The sequence below is a fragment of the Nitrosopumilus sp. genome, assembly GCA_029862745.1.
In the GTDB taxonomy this organism is placed as follows: Archaea; Thermoproteota; Nitrososphaeria; order Nitrososphaerales; family Nitrosopumilaceae; genus Nitrosopumilus.
In genome coordinates, this window is record JAOTWS010000003.1 from 52741 (window position 1) to 68999 (window position 16259).

Genomic DNA, 16259 nt, shown 5'->3' on the forward strand with positions numbered 1-16259 from the left:
ATTTACGTAGAATAAGATTCTAGTGCAACCATATCTACAAGGATATTTTTTGTTGCAATATCATATTAAATACTATAATACACAGAAAAAATATCCAAATCTCTAGAAACACTATACCAGAATAGAGAAAATGAGTTCAAGTTTTCACAGGGATTTTTAAGTAAAGAGAGTATAGGTCAAAACAATTTTAAAAATAATTCTGTAAATATTTTATATCCGTAATTATGAAGATAAAATGATTACAGAAATAACAATCAAAGTAATTCCTGCTACAATTAATACACCTTTAAAGAGCGTTTTGAATCACATCAACCATTTTTCAACATTAATTTACAGTGACTGAACCATTTGCCCAAGGATGAATCATGCAGAAATAAGCATATTTTCCAGATTCTTCAAATTTGTGGGTAAATGTCTTGCCAGATTTTATCAATCCACTATCAAATTTTTTATCTGGTCCATTAATGATATCTCCACTGGTAACTGTATGTGCTGATGAATCATCATTTTTCCAAATTACTTCCCCTCCTCTGAAAATTATTAGAGATGAAGGATCATAACATTTGTCATATTCTTCACATCCAGTAAAAGATGTTCCTTCAGGGATGCTTACCAGTCTAACTGTAGCCTTGGAACTAGTCAACTCTTCAGCCACCTTCATTCCTTTTTCTGTAGCTGTTTTGGTTTCTTCCAAAATTTCTTTGCTTTCTTTTGTTATTTCTTTAATTTTTTCAATAGCAGGTTCTATGTCTTTTTTGATATCTTTTGCTTGATCTATAATTGGCGCAACTTTTACTGGAATGTCTGATGGAGCTCCGCTTCCACCAGTCATGGTAAACCCAACTGCTGCAGCAACTATTACTACTGCAATAATCATCCCCATCTTATCAAGAGAAGTCATATGGATTGTTTTGATTTTCTTTTAGTTATAACATGCACATATGATTCTCAATTATAAAATAATGATTTATCCCAGCCTCGCTATTTTGAAAACTCGGTTTGAGAATCCAGATACATCATAAGATACCAAAATATTTTTCAAATCCATGTTAAACACAAATAAGATTTTCTTATTAATCCCTAGAATAATTATTGGTTGAAAAAATTAATTTCATTTTCACGTATGAGAATATTAAATTAGTTTAATTGTAGATATGATGATTCAAGATTATGAATATTGAGGGGTTGTATATGCTAAAAAGTGTAGAGTATTCTGAAGAAAAAATCCACGAAGCCATCAAAATTCTTTACACAGATAGAAAAAATGAATTTCAAGAATTAGCTCAAGTGATTCTTGGAGAAAAGACACTAAAAGAAATGTCAAACTGGAAAGAGTTCATTTTAAATTTTAGTTTGGATGTGGGTGATTCATTTAAAACATGGACGGGTCAAAAGCCACCATCTGGAACTTCCCCACAAAAAGCTTTAACAATTTTAAGAAAAGTTGGAAATGGAAAAACATCAATGAATCAATTAACACATTTACTAAACATAGCATACAATCTATCATCTGAATTCAAAGAAATTTACAGACGCTTAAAATAGAAAATTATCGAACTAAATGACTGAAAAAACATATCCAAAATGGTATCAACCAATTCACCAAGTTACTGAAAAAGAAAATTTCAGAAATGAATTGCTAAATGCCATACTGATTGATCATTCAAAAGAAAAAGAAGAAAGTCTGGATGCTGATATTTTTGATGTGATAAGTAGAGGAAGATCGACTACGAAATTTGAGTCAAAGCCAATTGATGAGTGAAAACTAAGATAACTTCAAAATAATGAAATCCTACAAACAAAAGTCTCAAATCTACCCAATCGGATGAGTTATCATTTAAAATGAAATTTAATTTAAGAAAATTTGGTATGGGTCTAGGACCTATACTATTTTTTCTAATCCTGTTAATGCCCACACCTGAAGGAATGCCAGATACTGCAAAAGCAGTATTTGCAATTTCTGTATGGATGATTGCTTGGTGGATTACAGAGGCCATTCCCATTTATGCAACGGCCTTACTACCTATGGGATTAATTCCAACATTTGGGATATTATCTATTAAAGAAATCGCAGCCGAATATATGCATCCAATAATTGTGTTATTACTTGGAATGTTCATGATAGCACTGGCAATTGAAAAATCAGGATTGCATAAAAAAATTGCATATGAGTTGATATCGGTATTTGGATATTCTCCAAAGAAAATTGTGTGGGGATTTATGATTACAACTGCACTGTTATCCACGGTGGTAATGAGTACTACAGTTGTTCTAATATTGCTTCCAATTGCAGGAGTGATTCTCACAGCATTATCTAAAACAAGTTTTGTTACAATAAAATTCAAAGTTATTTTCATGTTGTCCATTGCATATTCATCATCTATTGGTAGTGTAGCAACTTTAATTGGAGCCCCACCAAACTTGCTTTATTCTGCAGCAGTGATAGAGATGTTTTCGCACAAAGTAACATTTGCAGAATGGTCTATGCTTGGAGTGCCACTTGCAATATCAATGCTAATTCTTTGTGGGCTGTACATGACTTCACAAATTGGAAAAAGCAATTTTGAGACAACATCTGAAATCAAAAGAACATTACTGCTTGAAAGATCACGGATTGGGAAAATTACAATGGAGCAAAAAACAGTGCTTGCTGTATTGTTAGGAGTGATGATACTGATGTTCACCATGCCATTATGGCAACCAGAGAATTCTTTTATTACAAATTCAGTAATTGCAATTTTGGGAGGAATTTCTCTCTTTGTTCTGCCAAAAACCCGCTCTGAAAGCTTGATGAACTGGGCAGGAATTGAAAGGCTTCCCTATGGGTTATTGTTCTTGCTTGGTGGGGGATTTGCGTTATCTTTGGCATTTGTAAATTCTGGATTAGCAAATTGGATTGCCAATGCTCTTTCATTTGTTGGAGATTATCCTTTTGAGGTGGTAATTCTTGCGCTAGTTGCAATGATCATGTTTCTAACAAACGTCAAATCAAATACTGCCACTGCTGCAATTTTCATCCCTATAGTTGGAACAATGGCTATGCTAAACGAATGGACTCCATTACCAGTTTTGTTTGCGATAACTGTTGCAACATCATTTGCATTCCTATTACCTATGGGAACCCCACCAAATGCTCTCATCTATGAAAAAGCACAGATTCCAATCAAAGCAATGGTAAAACATGGTATGGTTCTCAATGTCATGGCAATTGGCTTGATTACGTTGTTTACAATACTGATAACAACAAAAATACTAATCTAAAAAATAGAGTTTATTTATTGTAGTGTAATCGATGTATACATGTATAAGACTATTCTTGTTCCACATGCTGGAACTTCTGCTGGTGATGAGGCATTAAAACATGCAATCCATGCTGCAAAAGACACATCTGCTAAAATTATCATGTTACATATTGTAGAAGAGATTCAATACCCACGATCATTTGGACTATCTGAATCTGAAAGAGAAAATATGTTTAACAGCATAAAGGAGGCAAATGAGGATATTAGAAAATGTATGGAAAAAGAAATGGAAAAGAGAATGCAGCAATGTAAAGACTCCAACATTGAATCTCAAATTAAAGTTGTAGTCGGTGATGCAGCAGAGATAATTCTTGATGCAATAGATGAGCAAAAAGTTGATCTTGTAGTAATGGCAAAGAGAAGAAAACTGACGGGAGTGAGGAAACTATTATCACTAGGAAGCGTTTCCAGAAAAATCGTTGAAAACACATCCTGTCCCGTCTTGTTAATTGATGTGGAAAATAAATGAGTGTAACGTTTCAGCACATGTTGGTTCCATATAATGGAACATCCGGTAGTCAAAAGGCATTCAAGAAGGCGATTGCATTAGCAAAACTAACAAAATCAAAAATAACGGTTTTGACATGTCTGGAAGAACGCTCGACGTTTGGCTTGTTCAAAACCAAAACAAACAAACAAGATTTTGACAATGAACATAATTTAGTGACACAAGAACATATCAAACTTAAAAAGTATTCTAGCCAACATGAGGTTTCACCTAATTTTAAAATAATTAAAAGTAATGTTGCATCACATGAAATATTAGAATTTGCGGAAAAAAATAACATAGATTTGATAATAATGGGTAAGAAAAAATTTGCCACTCGTTATGAAAAAACACATTATCACAGTACAATTGAAGATATTTCAAAGAATTTTCAAGGTGCGGTATTAATTTTAAGCTAAAGTGTACCTAGTGAATATCCCAATAGCTGTTGTTTTTTAGATTTTGATTTTTGTTGATAATACCAAATTCTAAAACCAAACTGTGTGTCAATTCTTAACAATAAGATGTAAATTATTCTTCAGGCAATGGTTTCATGTAATTTGTCCTTTTGTCAAAGAATTAACTAGTAAGATTTTCAATACATTCACCATCCATCTTATCACATCCAACATTCAGTCTATCTCCAAGTAGAACAAATACACAAGTTGATACACCTGCTACCAGAAAAATCTAGTACAGAATCACAATGTTAGCATGAATTGATGATCTTCATCTAATCACGTGTCATTATATCTTCAATTAATATCAAGGACTATATGTTTTGAATCTACTTTTATCAGCAAAAGCAATACGAATAATTTAAAACTCTATTGTGTCTTTTGAATTAAATTTAATTTGCTGCTGATGAGTTTTTTTACTTCAATTATCAAAAATATGGCAAAGGAAACTCCAATTATTTTCAACCAAGAATCCATTTTGATTGGATGACTGTGAAAAACTTCATTCATTACTGGGGCATATGTGAAAGCAATCTGTAATAGAACCATGACTCCAATTCCAAGAAAAATAAACTTGTTTGAAAAAAACCCAATTCCCAAAATTGATTTGGTCAGAGACCTACAGTTAATTAGATAAAATATTTCTACCATAATAATTGTGTTTACTGCAACTGTTCTTGCCTCAGATATAGAAGCACCATCATTTATTGTCCACTCAAACAAGCCATAAACTGAGAACAAAATACATGCACTTACGATAATTATCTGAACCATCAAGTCCTTGGTAAGAATTGGAGAGCATGGTTTTCTGGGAGGGCGCTTCATGATGTCTGATTCCTTTGGCTCAAAAATTAACATCATCCCCAATGCCAAAGCAGTAGTCATGTTAATCCATAAAATCTGAACAGGAATAATAGGCATCAATATACCCGTAAAAATAGATGCTAGTATTACCAATCCCTCCCCAAAGTTTGTAGGAAGTGTCCAAGCAATGAACTTGATCAAAGTATCAAGAATTCGTCTCCCCTCTTCAACTGCTGCCTTGATTGATGCAAAGTTATCATCAGTCAAAATCACATCAGATGCCTCCTTTGCAACTTCGGTTCCTGAAATGCCCATTGCAATACCAATATCTGCCTGTTTTAATGCAGGTGCATCATTAACTCCATCACCGGTCATAGCAACCACATTGCCTTTGGATTGCAATGCCTTTACCAGCAGAAATTTTTGTTCAGGTAATACCCTTGCAAACACATCCGTTTTATCTGCAACTTCCACTAGACTGTCATTAGAGTATTGTTCCAATTCCTTTCCAGTAATTGCCGTTATGTCACGATGACTTTCATTCAATTGTGGCTTAAGACTCTTGATATCACACAATTTGTGAATACTTTTGGAAACGTACCATCATCTTTTCTTAACATCGCATTCATACTACGTAATCCATTGGAGGCAGTCTTAAAATACCAATTTTACTTTAGTCAGCCTAGAAGTACAAAAGAAATAATACAGTTTTTTTCAGTGGAATCATGGCTTTATGACAGTGTTCCAATTATTGGAAAAGCATTTGAACAGATCATAAGCGATATCTACAAAAATAATATGCTCATCCAAAATAAGATGATGTTAGGAGGGAAACTTGTTGATCTAAAAAAAATCACAATACCTGTATTGAACATAGTTGGAACAAATGATGATCTAGTTTCAGCAGAATCAAGTAGAACAATTACAGATGTAATTGCAAGTACTGATAAACAAACTATGGAATTTCCAACAGGTCACGTTGGATTGTGTATTAGTAAGACTGCTCACAAAAAACTTTGGCCTGAGGTTGGCAAGTGGCTCAAAGAACATTCAAATTAATCATATATTGTTTTATCTGCATAAAACCCACGTTTGAGAATGTGCTCATCTATTATTATTTTTGATTATACATACTTAGGTATGAGTGAAGCAATCGAAAAGACCGAGAATCCAAATCCAACAAACAGGGAAGGAAACTGTCAATATGTGACATCATAAAAGATGACACATCAGAGATAATCAAAAAGATAGAATCAACTATGCCCACATTGTTCCAAAACTATTCCAAACTGTACACTGGATACCTGCATAGGTTCGATGATATGGTTGGAACTTGTTACATGGCAGAAAAGGAATTCTTTGACAAAATGAATATAGACCAAGGTATACTGAAACAAATAAAGGAAAGTTCGGAATTAATGAGAAAAAACTATATTGAGAATTTGGATATTGCCTCAAAAATTTTTGATGGATACATCAAGATGAGAGTTAATGCAATCAAATCATATGACAACTATGCCCATACCATGATAGAATCATATGCTAAAATGTGGTCTCAGTTCAATAAAAATCTCTAACTGATGTTTTTAAAAATCTATTTTTGATACTGAGTAAAAAATAGATAAAAACTATAATGTATCAAGAAATTTCACACCAGGTATCTTCTTCTAATTCTTCAATCACCCCTTCCCATAATTTAAGAATGCTAGACATTCCATAACAACAAAAAGATCTTGGTTTATAGATCTTACTATTCTACAATTATTAATGTAAAAATTTTAGATAATGTCAAAACACTTTGAATTTAATCTCAATTAATTTCAAATGAATTTAGCATCTGACGAAATAATTGCCGATTAACACTGAAAGACTCAGTTTTAGTGTGTAAAACGAAAATAAAATTGGTTTAAAAATTACTGTAAACATATTAATTTTTAGATGTGATGTATACCTTTGTTATTTTCATGTGAACTTTATGATCTATGTATGGAGAACCACTTGTAGAAACAAGGCATGAGTAACATTGAGTGTAGGTCGAATAATGAAAAATCAAAGAACGTCTAACCAAAAATATCAATAAGTTTATGAAATATTTTGATCTCTATTCCTAAGATGAGCAACCCAAAAAAACAGGGAAATGTCAATACAAATCCATAATTCTTGTTTTTTGTAATTGAAAAATATTTTTGTATTGAATGGTAATTGTAGTTCATTATTTTTTTTGAATCAAATATTTTGAGTGTATTAGATACACAAAGTTCATCTAAGACATCCAATTGAATCATAGTTAAATTTAGATAATAAGATCAAAAAATAAAAAAAGTTTATTTGAGTCTTTTGTAGATCTCTTTGAATTCCAAAGATATGTTGTATGACATATTTAACAAGTGAGCCAGTTGATTCATAGATGTTTTATTGTGCCCAAGTTGTCTTAAAATTGTCAATGCTTTTTGAGGGGAGCTATTGGATAAAGAGCTTTGACCAGACCATGTCTTAAAAGCGTCTTCAACATCCAAACTGAAATTCAATACAAATTCTTTCCAATGGGGCATTGATTTCATAGCTTTTTCACTTAATAGTACATGGGATAATTCACGGAACTCATTTTTTCTATCAACATATAGCATGTCAAGTGCTTGATGGATTTTATTCTCATCATATTCCTGAGAATTCAACTTATACATTCCAGATATACTCATGTAAGACTATTCTCATACTCAAAGATAAAGCACATAGTTGATTTTCTAAAAATATGTAATAAATCTTTTAAAATAATTAACAAATGTAAAGAATAAAAAACAGATCTTTTTTAATAGAGGGATAAATGGACAACTAACAATATAGTTACAATCAATTGGGGGGACAAAGAATCCACAATGGGCCTTAACATGCCAAGTCATTTTTGAATTAATACAAATGTACTGTAGATAAATTTGCAATCAATCTTGCAAATGTTGATGAACTTACAACATCAATAATCTTCTGCAGAAGCGCTTAGAGTAGAAGTTCCTTGGTTTTTGATGTCCTGCCACATCTGTAAAATAATCAGTTGTAAATCACACTGTAAACAAGAAATAAAATTGTAAGAAATGTGTTAAATCTGAATCTTATTCATTAAATGAAAATAGAGTTTTTGGTGAAAGTATTGTCCAAATCCATATTATTCAGCAAGTTCTGAAAATCTATTTCCAACATAATCCCAATTAACAACATTCCACCATGCATCAACATAATTAGATCGTTCATTTTTATATTTCAAATAATATGCATGTTCCCAAACATCCAATCCCAATAAGGGGAGTTTTTGAGTAGTCCAAGGACTATCCTGGTTTTCCGTAGTCATAATCTCAATTTTATTATATGTTTGATTAAAAACTAACCAACACCAACCACTACCTTGAATTGCAATTGCTTTTTTAGAAAAAACTTTTTTGAAATTCTCAAAATTATCAAAATAAACGTCAATTGCATCCTCTAATTTGCCTCCAGGAGTTCCGTCGCCGTTAGGTATCATTGTTTCCCAAAATAATCTATGATTTTCAAAACCCCCACCAAAAAAATTAATTGTGTTTTGGCTAGATTCAGGAACAGAATTCAGATCAGAAAGAATAGATGAAATGTATTGCGGGTGTGATGCACCACCAATTTCGATAAGAGATTTATTTAACCCATCAACATATGCCTGATGATGTTTTTGGTGATGAATTTGCATTGTCTGAGTATCTAAAAATGGCTCTAGATCATCATACTCATAGGGTAATCTGGGTAGTTCGTATTTTACCACAAATCAAATAATTAAAATCCACATATATTCTTGAAAAACAAGTAAAAATATGAGGAAATTAGGAACTATTGATTTAGAAATTTTACAATTAGCAATTAAGGAAAATGGAACATTTAATGAAACTGATTTAGAAAATTCAGCACTAAAAAGACTGGGGGTAGGGAAATTACTTGATTCTCTTGCATCGCTAAAAGATAGAAAACTAATTTCACAAAATAATGATGGTTCGTTTTCAATTACCGATCTTGCTAAAGAAATCTTGTGGAGTACAAATGTTCCAGTATGGGCAAAAATACTGCGTCTACTTCAGATAAAATCTTGTAGTATGGAGCAAATCATAGATATTCTAAGACTGTCTAAAGATGAATTACTAGAAAATATTGAAAAATTACGAATGAATCAATTTGTATTAATGTCACCACAAAGACAAGAAGAAAAAATTATCAGAGTATATGAGATCCTTCCAGAAGGAATTGAAGAAATAGATAAGACAGATTCAGAAGGATTTGACAAAATAAAATTTAAAGAGTCAAAACCAGGCATAGAGATCTTAGGCTTAATTGATGAAATTGTAAAAGAAATTCAAGGCTCAGAAATGAGTCAAGAAGGAAAAGAAATCATTTTAGAGAAATTATCTCAATTAAAAGAAAAACTAGAGATTTAATTTTAGTAAATAAACAACATATAGGAAATTAATTATTTTTCACAAATTTCAGGTATTGTTATCAAAACTAAACAGAGATATGTTTTGAATCTAGATAGAATTATCATTTATTGATTGTTTTAATTCGTTATAAGATTCCAAGTATTGTTTTTTCTGTAAATTTTCTGGAATTGTTTTATTATTTTTATTTTTTTGAGATGCTTTTGATTTGTTTGAGGTTTTATTCATACTCCTTAGTAGTGTATGAGGTATTAATCTTAATGCATAATTGACTTAGAACCGTTTGAAATCATAACACCACTTTTACGAATCTTCCTTTTTCTTGTTATCTTTTTGATTAAATATTAAGTCAGAATCACCCTCTTCGTTTTTCCATTTAACAAATTCTTCTTTTTGTTTAATCATTTTTTCATGGTATTTTTCTATTTCTTTCAAGTACAAGATTTGTGTGAATTATTGAACTTAAATGTAACGTGATTTAATAATTAAATTCATCAATACTAGTATGAACGATTTCTAATCCTGAGTGATTTAACATTGAATCTCAAGTCACAGATTTAATCAAGTTTTCAACAAGGAATACATGATATATACACATTACAATACATGTTAATATTTTATTATCAACTACAACTGAAATAAGAATTACAGAATTCATTGATCAAAAAAATCAACACATACTTTAGCGCGTTGATAAATCTTATTTTGCACGAAGTTTATCTTGTATCTGAGCCAAAATTAATTCTGCCTTGTCTTTATTTTCATAATTTTCAGTGGATTCATCCATAATTGCATCAATTTCATAACTTTTATCTACCAAAATATTTGCCACGTGATCATCAAGAGTCCCACTTCCAATTAAATAGTAAGCAAAGACAGTATTTTTCTGACCAATTCGATGGAGTCTGTCTTCAGCTTGCCTATGAATAGCAGGACTCCAGTCAAGTTCTGCAAAAATAACATATTTTGCTCGAGTTAAATTGATTCCAACATTTCCAGCTCGTATACCAGCAATCATTAATTTGGATTCACCTTTTTGAAATTTGTCTATTTGATCTTGTCTTTTTGCATCCGACTGTCCTCCAATAATAGTAACTGGTGAAAATTCTTGAAGACTTTCATTAAGTAATTTATGGATTATTTTGTGATGACAAAACACTACGACACTTTCTTCAATATCCATAATGTTTTTAACAAAATTGATCACGTGTGGAAGTTTTGCAAGTCCAGCAATTTGTCTTTCACTCTGAATTGCTCTGTTATATGATGCAGATTTGGAGAATTCTGACTCTGCACCTTTTTGCTCTTCCTCTAGTTTCTTCCAGATTTTATTTAATTCATCAATATAAAAATCAGTGTCAGCTGCTATTACTTCTTTATATCTAACTTTATCCTTCAGTTCCTTTAGAACATCAGACTTTTTTCTTCGTAACATAACATGTTTTTGCAGTTCATTTCTAAGAGAAGCACGCTTATTTTCTAAAACAATTGCTTTTCCTTTTTCATTTACATAACAAAAATATTCACAGAATTCCTTAAAACTTCCAAGCAATCCAGGTTTTAGAATATCAATGATTGGCCAGATTTCAGAACCACGATTGTAAATAGGAGTGCCAGAAAGACCAATCCTATACGAAATAGAATTTAGAGCAGCTAATTTTTTAACAGATTTGTATTTCTGAGTGGTTTTTGATCTAAGGTTATGAACCTCATCACAAACTATGGTTTTTATTCCAAGTTTTGCTAAGTCGTTGTATCGTTTGAAAAGTAATTCATAATTTATGATGTAAATATCAGTTTTTGGAAGATTTTGTGATTTTCCTGTTCTAATAGTTGTAACACTGGGAGACTTGGTTTCTATTATCCTTCCATTTCTGCTTTTTTTCTTTAAAAATTTTTCAATCTCACGTTCCCAATTATTCAAAGTAACAAGGGGTGCAATTACAAGTACAGGAAATGTTTGCTTTTCTGTAGAAACATATGATAATGTCTGAACAGTTTTACCAAGACCCATTTCATCAGCTAGCAATGCATTGCCAGAAGATTTTAATAAAAAGTCTAGGCCTTCTTTTTGGAAATTTAATAGTTTTCCTCTAAATTGTTCACCAGTTTTTGCACGTTTTAGCTTGTGTTTAATTAGAGGCAGTGTGGGTTTTGGAGCATATGTTTTCACAATTTTTCGTTGCCATGTTGATTTTGATAAAATTTCTAACGGATATCGGTCCATGATAAGTTTAATCTGTTTTACGTTTTCAGTACTGTCCGGAATAATGACCTCATTTACATTTTCACCATACCAAGCTTCAGGAACAAGTCGTGAAATCATGCCAACTGCACGATCGCCTGTAACTTTCCAACTCCAGATTTTGGAATATTTATCAAGAACATACTCCAATGTGCCAATATTTTGCATCCTTGTTTCCATAATTTGTCGATAGAAAGTTTTTTTGCCTTATGAATCTTGATATTTTTATCGATCATTAAAAAATAGTACGAAAAGATACAAGAGTTAAAATATAATATAGGTTTACTATTTGGGCCAAAATTCACATTTGCAGCTTTATTAACAAAAATTAAGTCAAAAAGATCTAATTTTAAGTATAAATATAATAATATAATAAAGACAAGGATTTATTTTTAGTTTTCAATAATATCGTTTTTTTAAGATGAATTTACAAAATTAAACAATGCTGTAAGCAAAACAAAAAGAAGAGTGGATAGAATAAGAATCAAAGCATTAAAAAATAATTTATCAAACAGATACGACAAACTTCACATGCATTAATTTACAAGCAATTATCAAGAATCCAATATTGGATTTAGATATCTTAATCATGACATATGTTTAAAATTCATTAGAATTCAGAAAAGATATGGAGTTTATTCAAGATATAGAACCTGACGTAAAAAAACCAATCATAATTGCAGCAATGCAGGATATGGGAAATGTAGGAAATATAGTGATAAATTTCATTAACAAATCATTAAAAACAAAAAAATTCAGAATTGCAAAAACATCATTTCCAACATATGTGATAGACAATGGAGGATATATTGAGCTGCCAGATGAAAGTTGGGAGTATAGATATACCGATGATTTGATAGTATTTGGTAGCGGCAAAGGTCAACCACAAAGTAATAGTGAATTAAACACTTTGTGCCAAGATGTAATAGACATATCAAAGAAATATGATGCCAAATTTATCTACACATTAGGTGGTTTTCACACTAGTAGGATTTTTGAAAAAAATCCAAAAACATACATCACTACAACATCTCAAAAATTAACAAAACAAATGGAGGGTTTGAACATAGACATCACACCTCAAAAATCAATAATTACAGGATTTAATGGCTTGATTCTAGGATTTGCAAAGAAAAACAACATTCAAGGGATAGGCATGTATGGGGAATTAAATGAACCAGAAATTCCACAATATAGATCGGCAATAAGCATTATCAAAACAATCGAGAAATTAACATATAGAAAATTAGGAGATATCAATCAATTAGAAATAATGGCTCAAGAAATTGAGCAAAAATTTAAGAGATAAAATCAATGAGTTTTCCCGACTTCGTGGGGTTCAGTATTTTCATCATGACAATCACAGCTACAAAGATGAGTTTTGTGGTTATTCATACAATCAATACATTCAAAGTGTTTTCTATTCTCACATGCTGCACAAATCATATTACAAACTGTAAACTATAGATGAATTTGAATTTTTTCCAAGTTAATAAAGAATTCAGTATTCTACTTCGCTTCGTCTAAGAAGATCTTCAGTTAATTCAACATACCCTTGTGGGTCAAGTTCCTTTGCAAATCCTTTATCTATATTTATCAAATAGATAGAATGTAGATGAGCATTTAGAATATCATCATATTGTATAACTGGATTTTTATAATAACGGTCACAGAGTATTTTGATTTTTTGGACTTCATCTCTATTACGAGCAGCTGGAGGCAATAAGAAAATTTTAGAGATAGGTAAGATTCCAACAACAGGTGTTGCCAAGGAAAATTTTGAGCAGTGTTGACTATATCTAGCAATTTTACTCATAATTCTGGCAGTGAAATAATCTATAGTATCCATAGCATGTTCTGGAGGCGTAAAACCAGTTTCAATTTCAATGATGGTATTACCTCCGCCTTTTTTTCCATAGATATCACAAACCAGAATATCGGAGATATCTTTTTCAACTTCAACAGAATATCCTCTAGAAATCAGATTGTTTGCACAGATTAGTTCTAAAATAGAATGATTGATTTTAACTAGATTTTTTTTATACATATCAATTAATTGTTGTTTTACATGATTTAGTTTTGGAATGTCGTTTTCTTTTAGATTATCTGAGAGTTTTTTGGTCATATCATTTACATCATTGCTGAATTTTTCCAAGTCCATGATCATGATAAAGTAATTTTAGTAGTTTAAGAAGTAATAGTGACAGATTTTGATATAATTTTATCCTTTAAAAACACCATAATTACTCAAATAAAGGTGAAAAATATCGATTTTTTGTCCATACTTTATCTTATCTTTCTAAATTATGACAATCCCTGTGAATGATATCAACATCATGATATGATAGGGTTACCACATATGACAAAAAATGCATATTATGAATCAGCATGCATTCTTTAGAAAAAGAACAGAGCAAGTTTGCAAAGAATGCAAGTTTGCAAAAATCAGAAAACATTGAAAAACTATTGTTGTACTAGATAGTGTTTTTTATTTTTCTAAACAATTTTTAACCCAAATTAAATATAGAATCTAAGTTGGAAATATACCACAAGTCAACATGTGTTACTTGCAAAAAAGCAATTACAGAATTGGAAAGAATGAAAGAAGATATTGAAAAAAGAGACTTTTTCAAAGATCCATTTTCAGAAACAGAACTTAAAAAAATCATCAAAAAAACAGGAAAAAAACCAATAGAAATGCTCAGAAAGAGAGACAAGATGTACAAAGAATTAGGTTTAGAAAAAACCAAAATGAGTGATAATCAACTCATTAAATTAATGGTGAAATACCCAGGATTAATTTTGCGTCCCATCATAGTTATAAAAAATAAAACATATGTTGGAAAAATAGATACAGAAGATATAAAATGAACTATCGTGTGTTTTCTTGCTTGAATATTATAATTGCCTCCAAATGAGAGCAATTTGCCTTTAGTCCCTTACCATGATGAAATTTGTAAAAATTCTTGAATCCAGGGCATTCACATGTGTCAGAAGTTACAAAATAAGATTTTTCAGGATCAGATGAAGATTTTATCTGAAACAAATCATCATCAATTTTTACCACACCACCACTTTCAACAAGTTTCTTTGCTTTTTTGATAGTATTAGCACTCATAATACTATTAAAATTGGGTTATGTTTTATTCTTTAATTTTTTCCTAACATTTGTCCATTCTTTATTATTACAAGCCATGGCATTCTCATATAGGAGTTCAAATGTCCAATTCAAAATTTCACTCCATATTGCCCTGAGAGATTCATCATCAGTCCATATCACACTTGCCTTAACTGCAGTCATTGCAATAACATTATTAGCATTTTTTTTTGGGTTTTTATTCCATTTTTCTAATACACGGTCACAAAATTCAAGAATTTCTTGCTTGCTTAAAACTAACCTATCAGGATCAAAAGAATTCTTTTTTACCATATAGGTAAAGAGAGAAACTAAATTATAATATTTTCAATATAAAAGAGATAATACATATTTTTATAAAATAGTTAAAGGATATAATGACGTATCAGAATATGACGGAGAGCCTTGCTTTTCTAATCAGATAAAGTCTAGAATTAGTTTCACTATCTTCTATTTTTATTATTTAAATAATATTTTGAACGCGTCCTATTTTTCCGTTTTCCAATTCAACTTTAATTCCATAGGGATGTGAATTACTAGAAGTCAGAATTCTCTTAACAATACCATCAGTTAGTTTACCTGTAAATTGATCCTGTTTTTGAATAATTCGAACTTTCATTCCTAGTGTTATTTTTCCTCTTGAAGGTAGCATTACCAATAAAATATGGCATGGAGAAGAGATACTAAGTCTTTGTTTTATAAAATTGAGGACATGTAGGTATCTGCCATATATTTTGGAATAATCATGTTAAAACATACAGACAGAAAAAATATGGGAAATATTGAATAAAAAAAGGATATTGCAGTCAAAAATATCATCAAAAGTCGTGAAAAAAATAGATACTGTAATTGGTCATATGATATGATAATTGTTATTTTATGAATAGTCATATTTTTGTACACTTGGATTAAACGTAATTTTGTTGTGTTACATATCAGAAAAGTGAGGAGTTTTGAAAATTACTCAAAACAATTTTTTAACTATGTTTGTGATTTTGGAAACATTCTCTGCAATAAACAGGTCTGTCATCTTTTGGTTTGAATGGTATTTGACAATCATTTCCACAGTCACCGCATTTTGCATCAAACATTTCTCGTGGTCTATCATCTCTTCTACCAAATCTGGAACCTCTATCATTTCCACCATAACCTCCAGATCTTCCACCAAATCTACCACCAGATCTTGGAGCTGGCTTGTGATTTTGGAAACATTCTCTGCAATAAACAGGTCTGTCATCTTTTGGTTTGAATGGAACTTGACAATCATTTCCACAGTCACCGCATTTTGCGGTAAACATTTCTCTTTCTCTATCAAAGGACATGTCTTTCTAAAGTTCGAATAGATTATGAGGTTATTAAACTGTGGGAAAACATCTATG

The 16259-nt window shown here is 31.1% G+C and carries 22 protein-coding genes; 10 read left to right on the forward strand and 12 right to left on the reverse strand.

Annotated features, from left to right (window positions below):
* Positions 1-325: 325 nt before the first annotated feature.
* Positions 326-901 (reverse strand): plastocyanin/azurin family copper-binding protein, encoded by a 576-nt coding sequence (locus OEM44_03755; GenBank protein MDH3515913.1) that lies wholly within the window; start codon positions 899-901, stop codon positions 326-328.
* A gap of 269 nt (positions 902-1170) precedes the next feature.
* Here OEM44_03755 and OEM44_03760 point away from each other — a divergent pair, with 269 nt between their 5' ends.
* From OEM44_03760 to OEM44_03780, 5 genes are all read left to right on the forward strand, one after another.
* Entirely contained in the window at positions 1171-1545 is a 375-nt protein-coding gene (locus OEM44_03760) for a hypothetical protein (protein MDH3515914.1), read from the forward strand.
* Positions 1546-1561: 16 nt separating this feature from the next.
* Positions 1562-1762 carry a hypothetical protein gene (locus OEM44_03765; GenBank protein ID MDH3515915.1) on the forward strand — a complete coding sequence of 67 codons (201 nt, stop codon included), beginning with the start codon at positions 1562-1564 and terminating at the stop codon, positions 1760-1762.
* A gap of 107 nt (positions 1763-1869) precedes the next feature.
* Entirely contained in the window at positions 1870-3261 is a 1392-nt protein-coding gene (locus OEM44_03770) for a DASS family sodium-coupled anion symporter (protein MDH3515916.1), read from the forward strand.
* Between the two features lie 39 nt (positions 3262-3300).
* Positions 3301-3771 carry a universal stress protein gene (locus tag OEM44_03775; GenBank protein MDH3515917.1) on the forward strand — a complete coding sequence of 157 codons (471 nt, stop codon included), beginning with the start codon at positions 3301-3303 and terminating at the stop codon, positions 3769-3771.
* Positions 3768-4208, forward strand: a complete 441-nt coding sequence (locus OEM44_03780; GenBank protein MDH3515918.1) for a universal stress protein — start codon at positions 3768-3770, stop codon at positions 4206-4208. Before OEM44_03775 ends, OEM44_03780 begins: the two co-directional genes overlap by 4 nt.
* A gap of 408 nt (positions 4209-4616) precedes the next feature.
* On the opposite strand, the gene OEM44_03785 is transcribed toward OEM44_03780, so the two are convergent.
* Positions 4617-5597: an HAD-IC family P-type ATPase gene (locus tag OEM44_03785; protein ID MDH3515919.1), complete on the reverse strand. Its 981-nt coding sequence runs from the start codon at positions 5595-5597 to the stop codon at positions 4617-4619.
* Here OEM44_03785 and OEM44_03790 point away from each other — a divergent pair.
* Together OEM44_03790 and OEM44_03795 are read left to right on the forward strand one after the other, a co-directional pair.
* Positions 5583-6110 (forward strand): hypothetical protein, encoded by a 528-nt coding sequence (locus OEM44_03790; GenBank protein ID MDH3515920.1) that lies wholly within the window; start codon positions 5583-5585, stop codon positions 6108-6110. The genes OEM44_03785 and OEM44_03790 overlap by 15 nt on opposite strands.
* Positions 6111-6391: 281 nt before the next feature.
* A complete protein-coding gene (locus OEM44_03795; protein MDH3515921.1) occupies positions 6392-6628 on the forward strand; it encodes a hypothetical protein in 237 nt (78 codons plus the stop codon).
* A gap of 747 nt (positions 6629-7375) precedes the next feature.
* Here the strand turns inward: OEM44_03795 and OEM44_03800 are convergent.
* Both OEM44_03800 and OEM44_03805 read right to left on the reverse strand, forming a co-directional pair.
* A complete protein-coding gene (locus OEM44_03800; GenBank protein ID MDH3515922.1) occupies positions 7376-7750 on the reverse strand; it encodes a hypothetical protein in 375 nt (124 codons plus the stop codon).
* 461 nt (positions 7751-8211) lie between these two features.
* Positions 8212-8835, reverse strand: coding sequence for a superoxide dismutase (locus tag OEM44_03805; GenBank protein MDH3515923.1), 624 nt, complete (start codon positions 8833-8835; stop codon positions 8212-8214).
* Between the two features lie 49 nt (positions 8836-8884).
* Between OEM44_03805 and OEM44_03810 the strand changes: the two genes are divergently transcribed.
* Positions 8885-9499, forward strand: a complete 615-nt coding sequence (locus tag OEM44_03810; GenBank protein MDH3515924.1) for a hypothetical protein — start codon at positions 8885-8887, stop codon at positions 9497-9499.
* Between the two features lie 90 nt (positions 9500-9589).
* Here OEM44_03810 and OEM44_03815 read toward each other — a convergent pair whose 3' ends face one another.
* From OEM44_03815 to OEM44_03825, 3 genes are all read right to left on the reverse strand, one after another.
* Entirely contained in the window at positions 9590-9727 is a 138-nt protein-coding gene (locus tag OEM44_03815) for a hypothetical protein (protein ID MDH3515925.1), read from the reverse strand.
* Positions 9728-9802: 75 nt separating this feature from the next.
* Positions 9803-9934: a hypothetical protein gene (locus OEM44_03820; protein ID MDH3515926.1), complete on the reverse strand. Its 132-nt coding sequence runs from the start codon at positions 9932-9934 to the stop codon at positions 9803-9805.
* A gap of 265 nt (positions 9935-10199) precedes the next feature.
* Complete coding sequence (locus tag OEM44_03825; GenBank protein MDH3515927.1) at positions 10200-11924, reverse strand: DEAD/DEAH box helicase; 1725 nt, start codon at positions 11922-11924, stop codon at positions 10200-10202.
* A 448-nt stretch (positions 11925-12372) separates the two neighbouring features.
* Here OEM44_03825 and OEM44_03830 point away from each other — a divergent pair, with 448 nt between their 5' ends.
* Positions 12373-13053: a PAC2 family protein gene (locus OEM44_03830; protein MDH3515928.1), complete on the forward strand. Its 681-nt coding sequence runs from the start codon at positions 12373-12375 to the stop codon at positions 13051-13053.
* Positions 13054-13245: 192 nt separating this feature from the next.
* Here the strand turns inward: OEM44_03830 and OEM44_03835 are convergent, their stop codons facing one another.
* Positions 13246-13905 (reverse strand): hypothetical protein, encoded by a 660-nt coding sequence (locus OEM44_03835; protein MDH3515929.1) that lies wholly within the window; start codon positions 13903-13905, stop codon positions 13246-13248.
* Between the two features lie 374 nt (positions 13906-14279).
* Between OEM44_03835 and OEM44_03840 the strand changes: the two genes are divergently transcribed.
* Complete coding sequence (locus tag OEM44_03840) at positions 14280-14615, forward strand: arsenate reductase (GenBank protein ID MDH3515930.1); 336 nt, start codon at positions 14280-14282, stop codon at positions 14613-14615.
* A 1-nt stretch (position 14616) separates the two neighbouring features.
* On the opposite strand, the gene OEM44_03845 is transcribed toward OEM44_03840, so the two are convergent.
* The 4 genes from OEM44_03845 to OEM44_03860 form a co-directional block, all read right to left on the reverse strand.
* Positions 14617-14862 carry a hypothetical protein gene (locus tag OEM44_03845; GenBank protein MDH3515931.1) on the reverse strand — a complete coding sequence of 82 codons (246 nt, stop codon included), beginning with the start codon at positions 14860-14862 and terminating at the stop codon, positions 14617-14619.
* Positions 14863-14880: 18 nt separating this feature from the next.
* Positions 14881-15174, reverse strand: coding sequence for a hypothetical protein (locus OEM44_03850; protein MDH3515932.1), 294 nt, complete (start codon positions 15172-15174; stop codon positions 14881-14883).
* Positions 15175-15343: 169 nt separating this feature from the next.
* Entirely contained in the window at positions 15344-15538 is a 195-nt protein-coding gene (locus OEM44_03855; GenBank protein MDH3515933.1) for a YwbE family protein, read from the reverse strand.
* 319 nt (positions 15539-15857) lie between these two features.
* Positions 15858-16202 (reverse strand): hypothetical protein, encoded by a 345-nt coding sequence (locus OEM44_03860; GenBank protein ID MDH3515934.1) that lies wholly within the window; start codon positions 16200-16202, stop codon positions 15858-15860.
* Between the last annotated feature and the right edge of the window lie 57 nt (positions 16203-16259).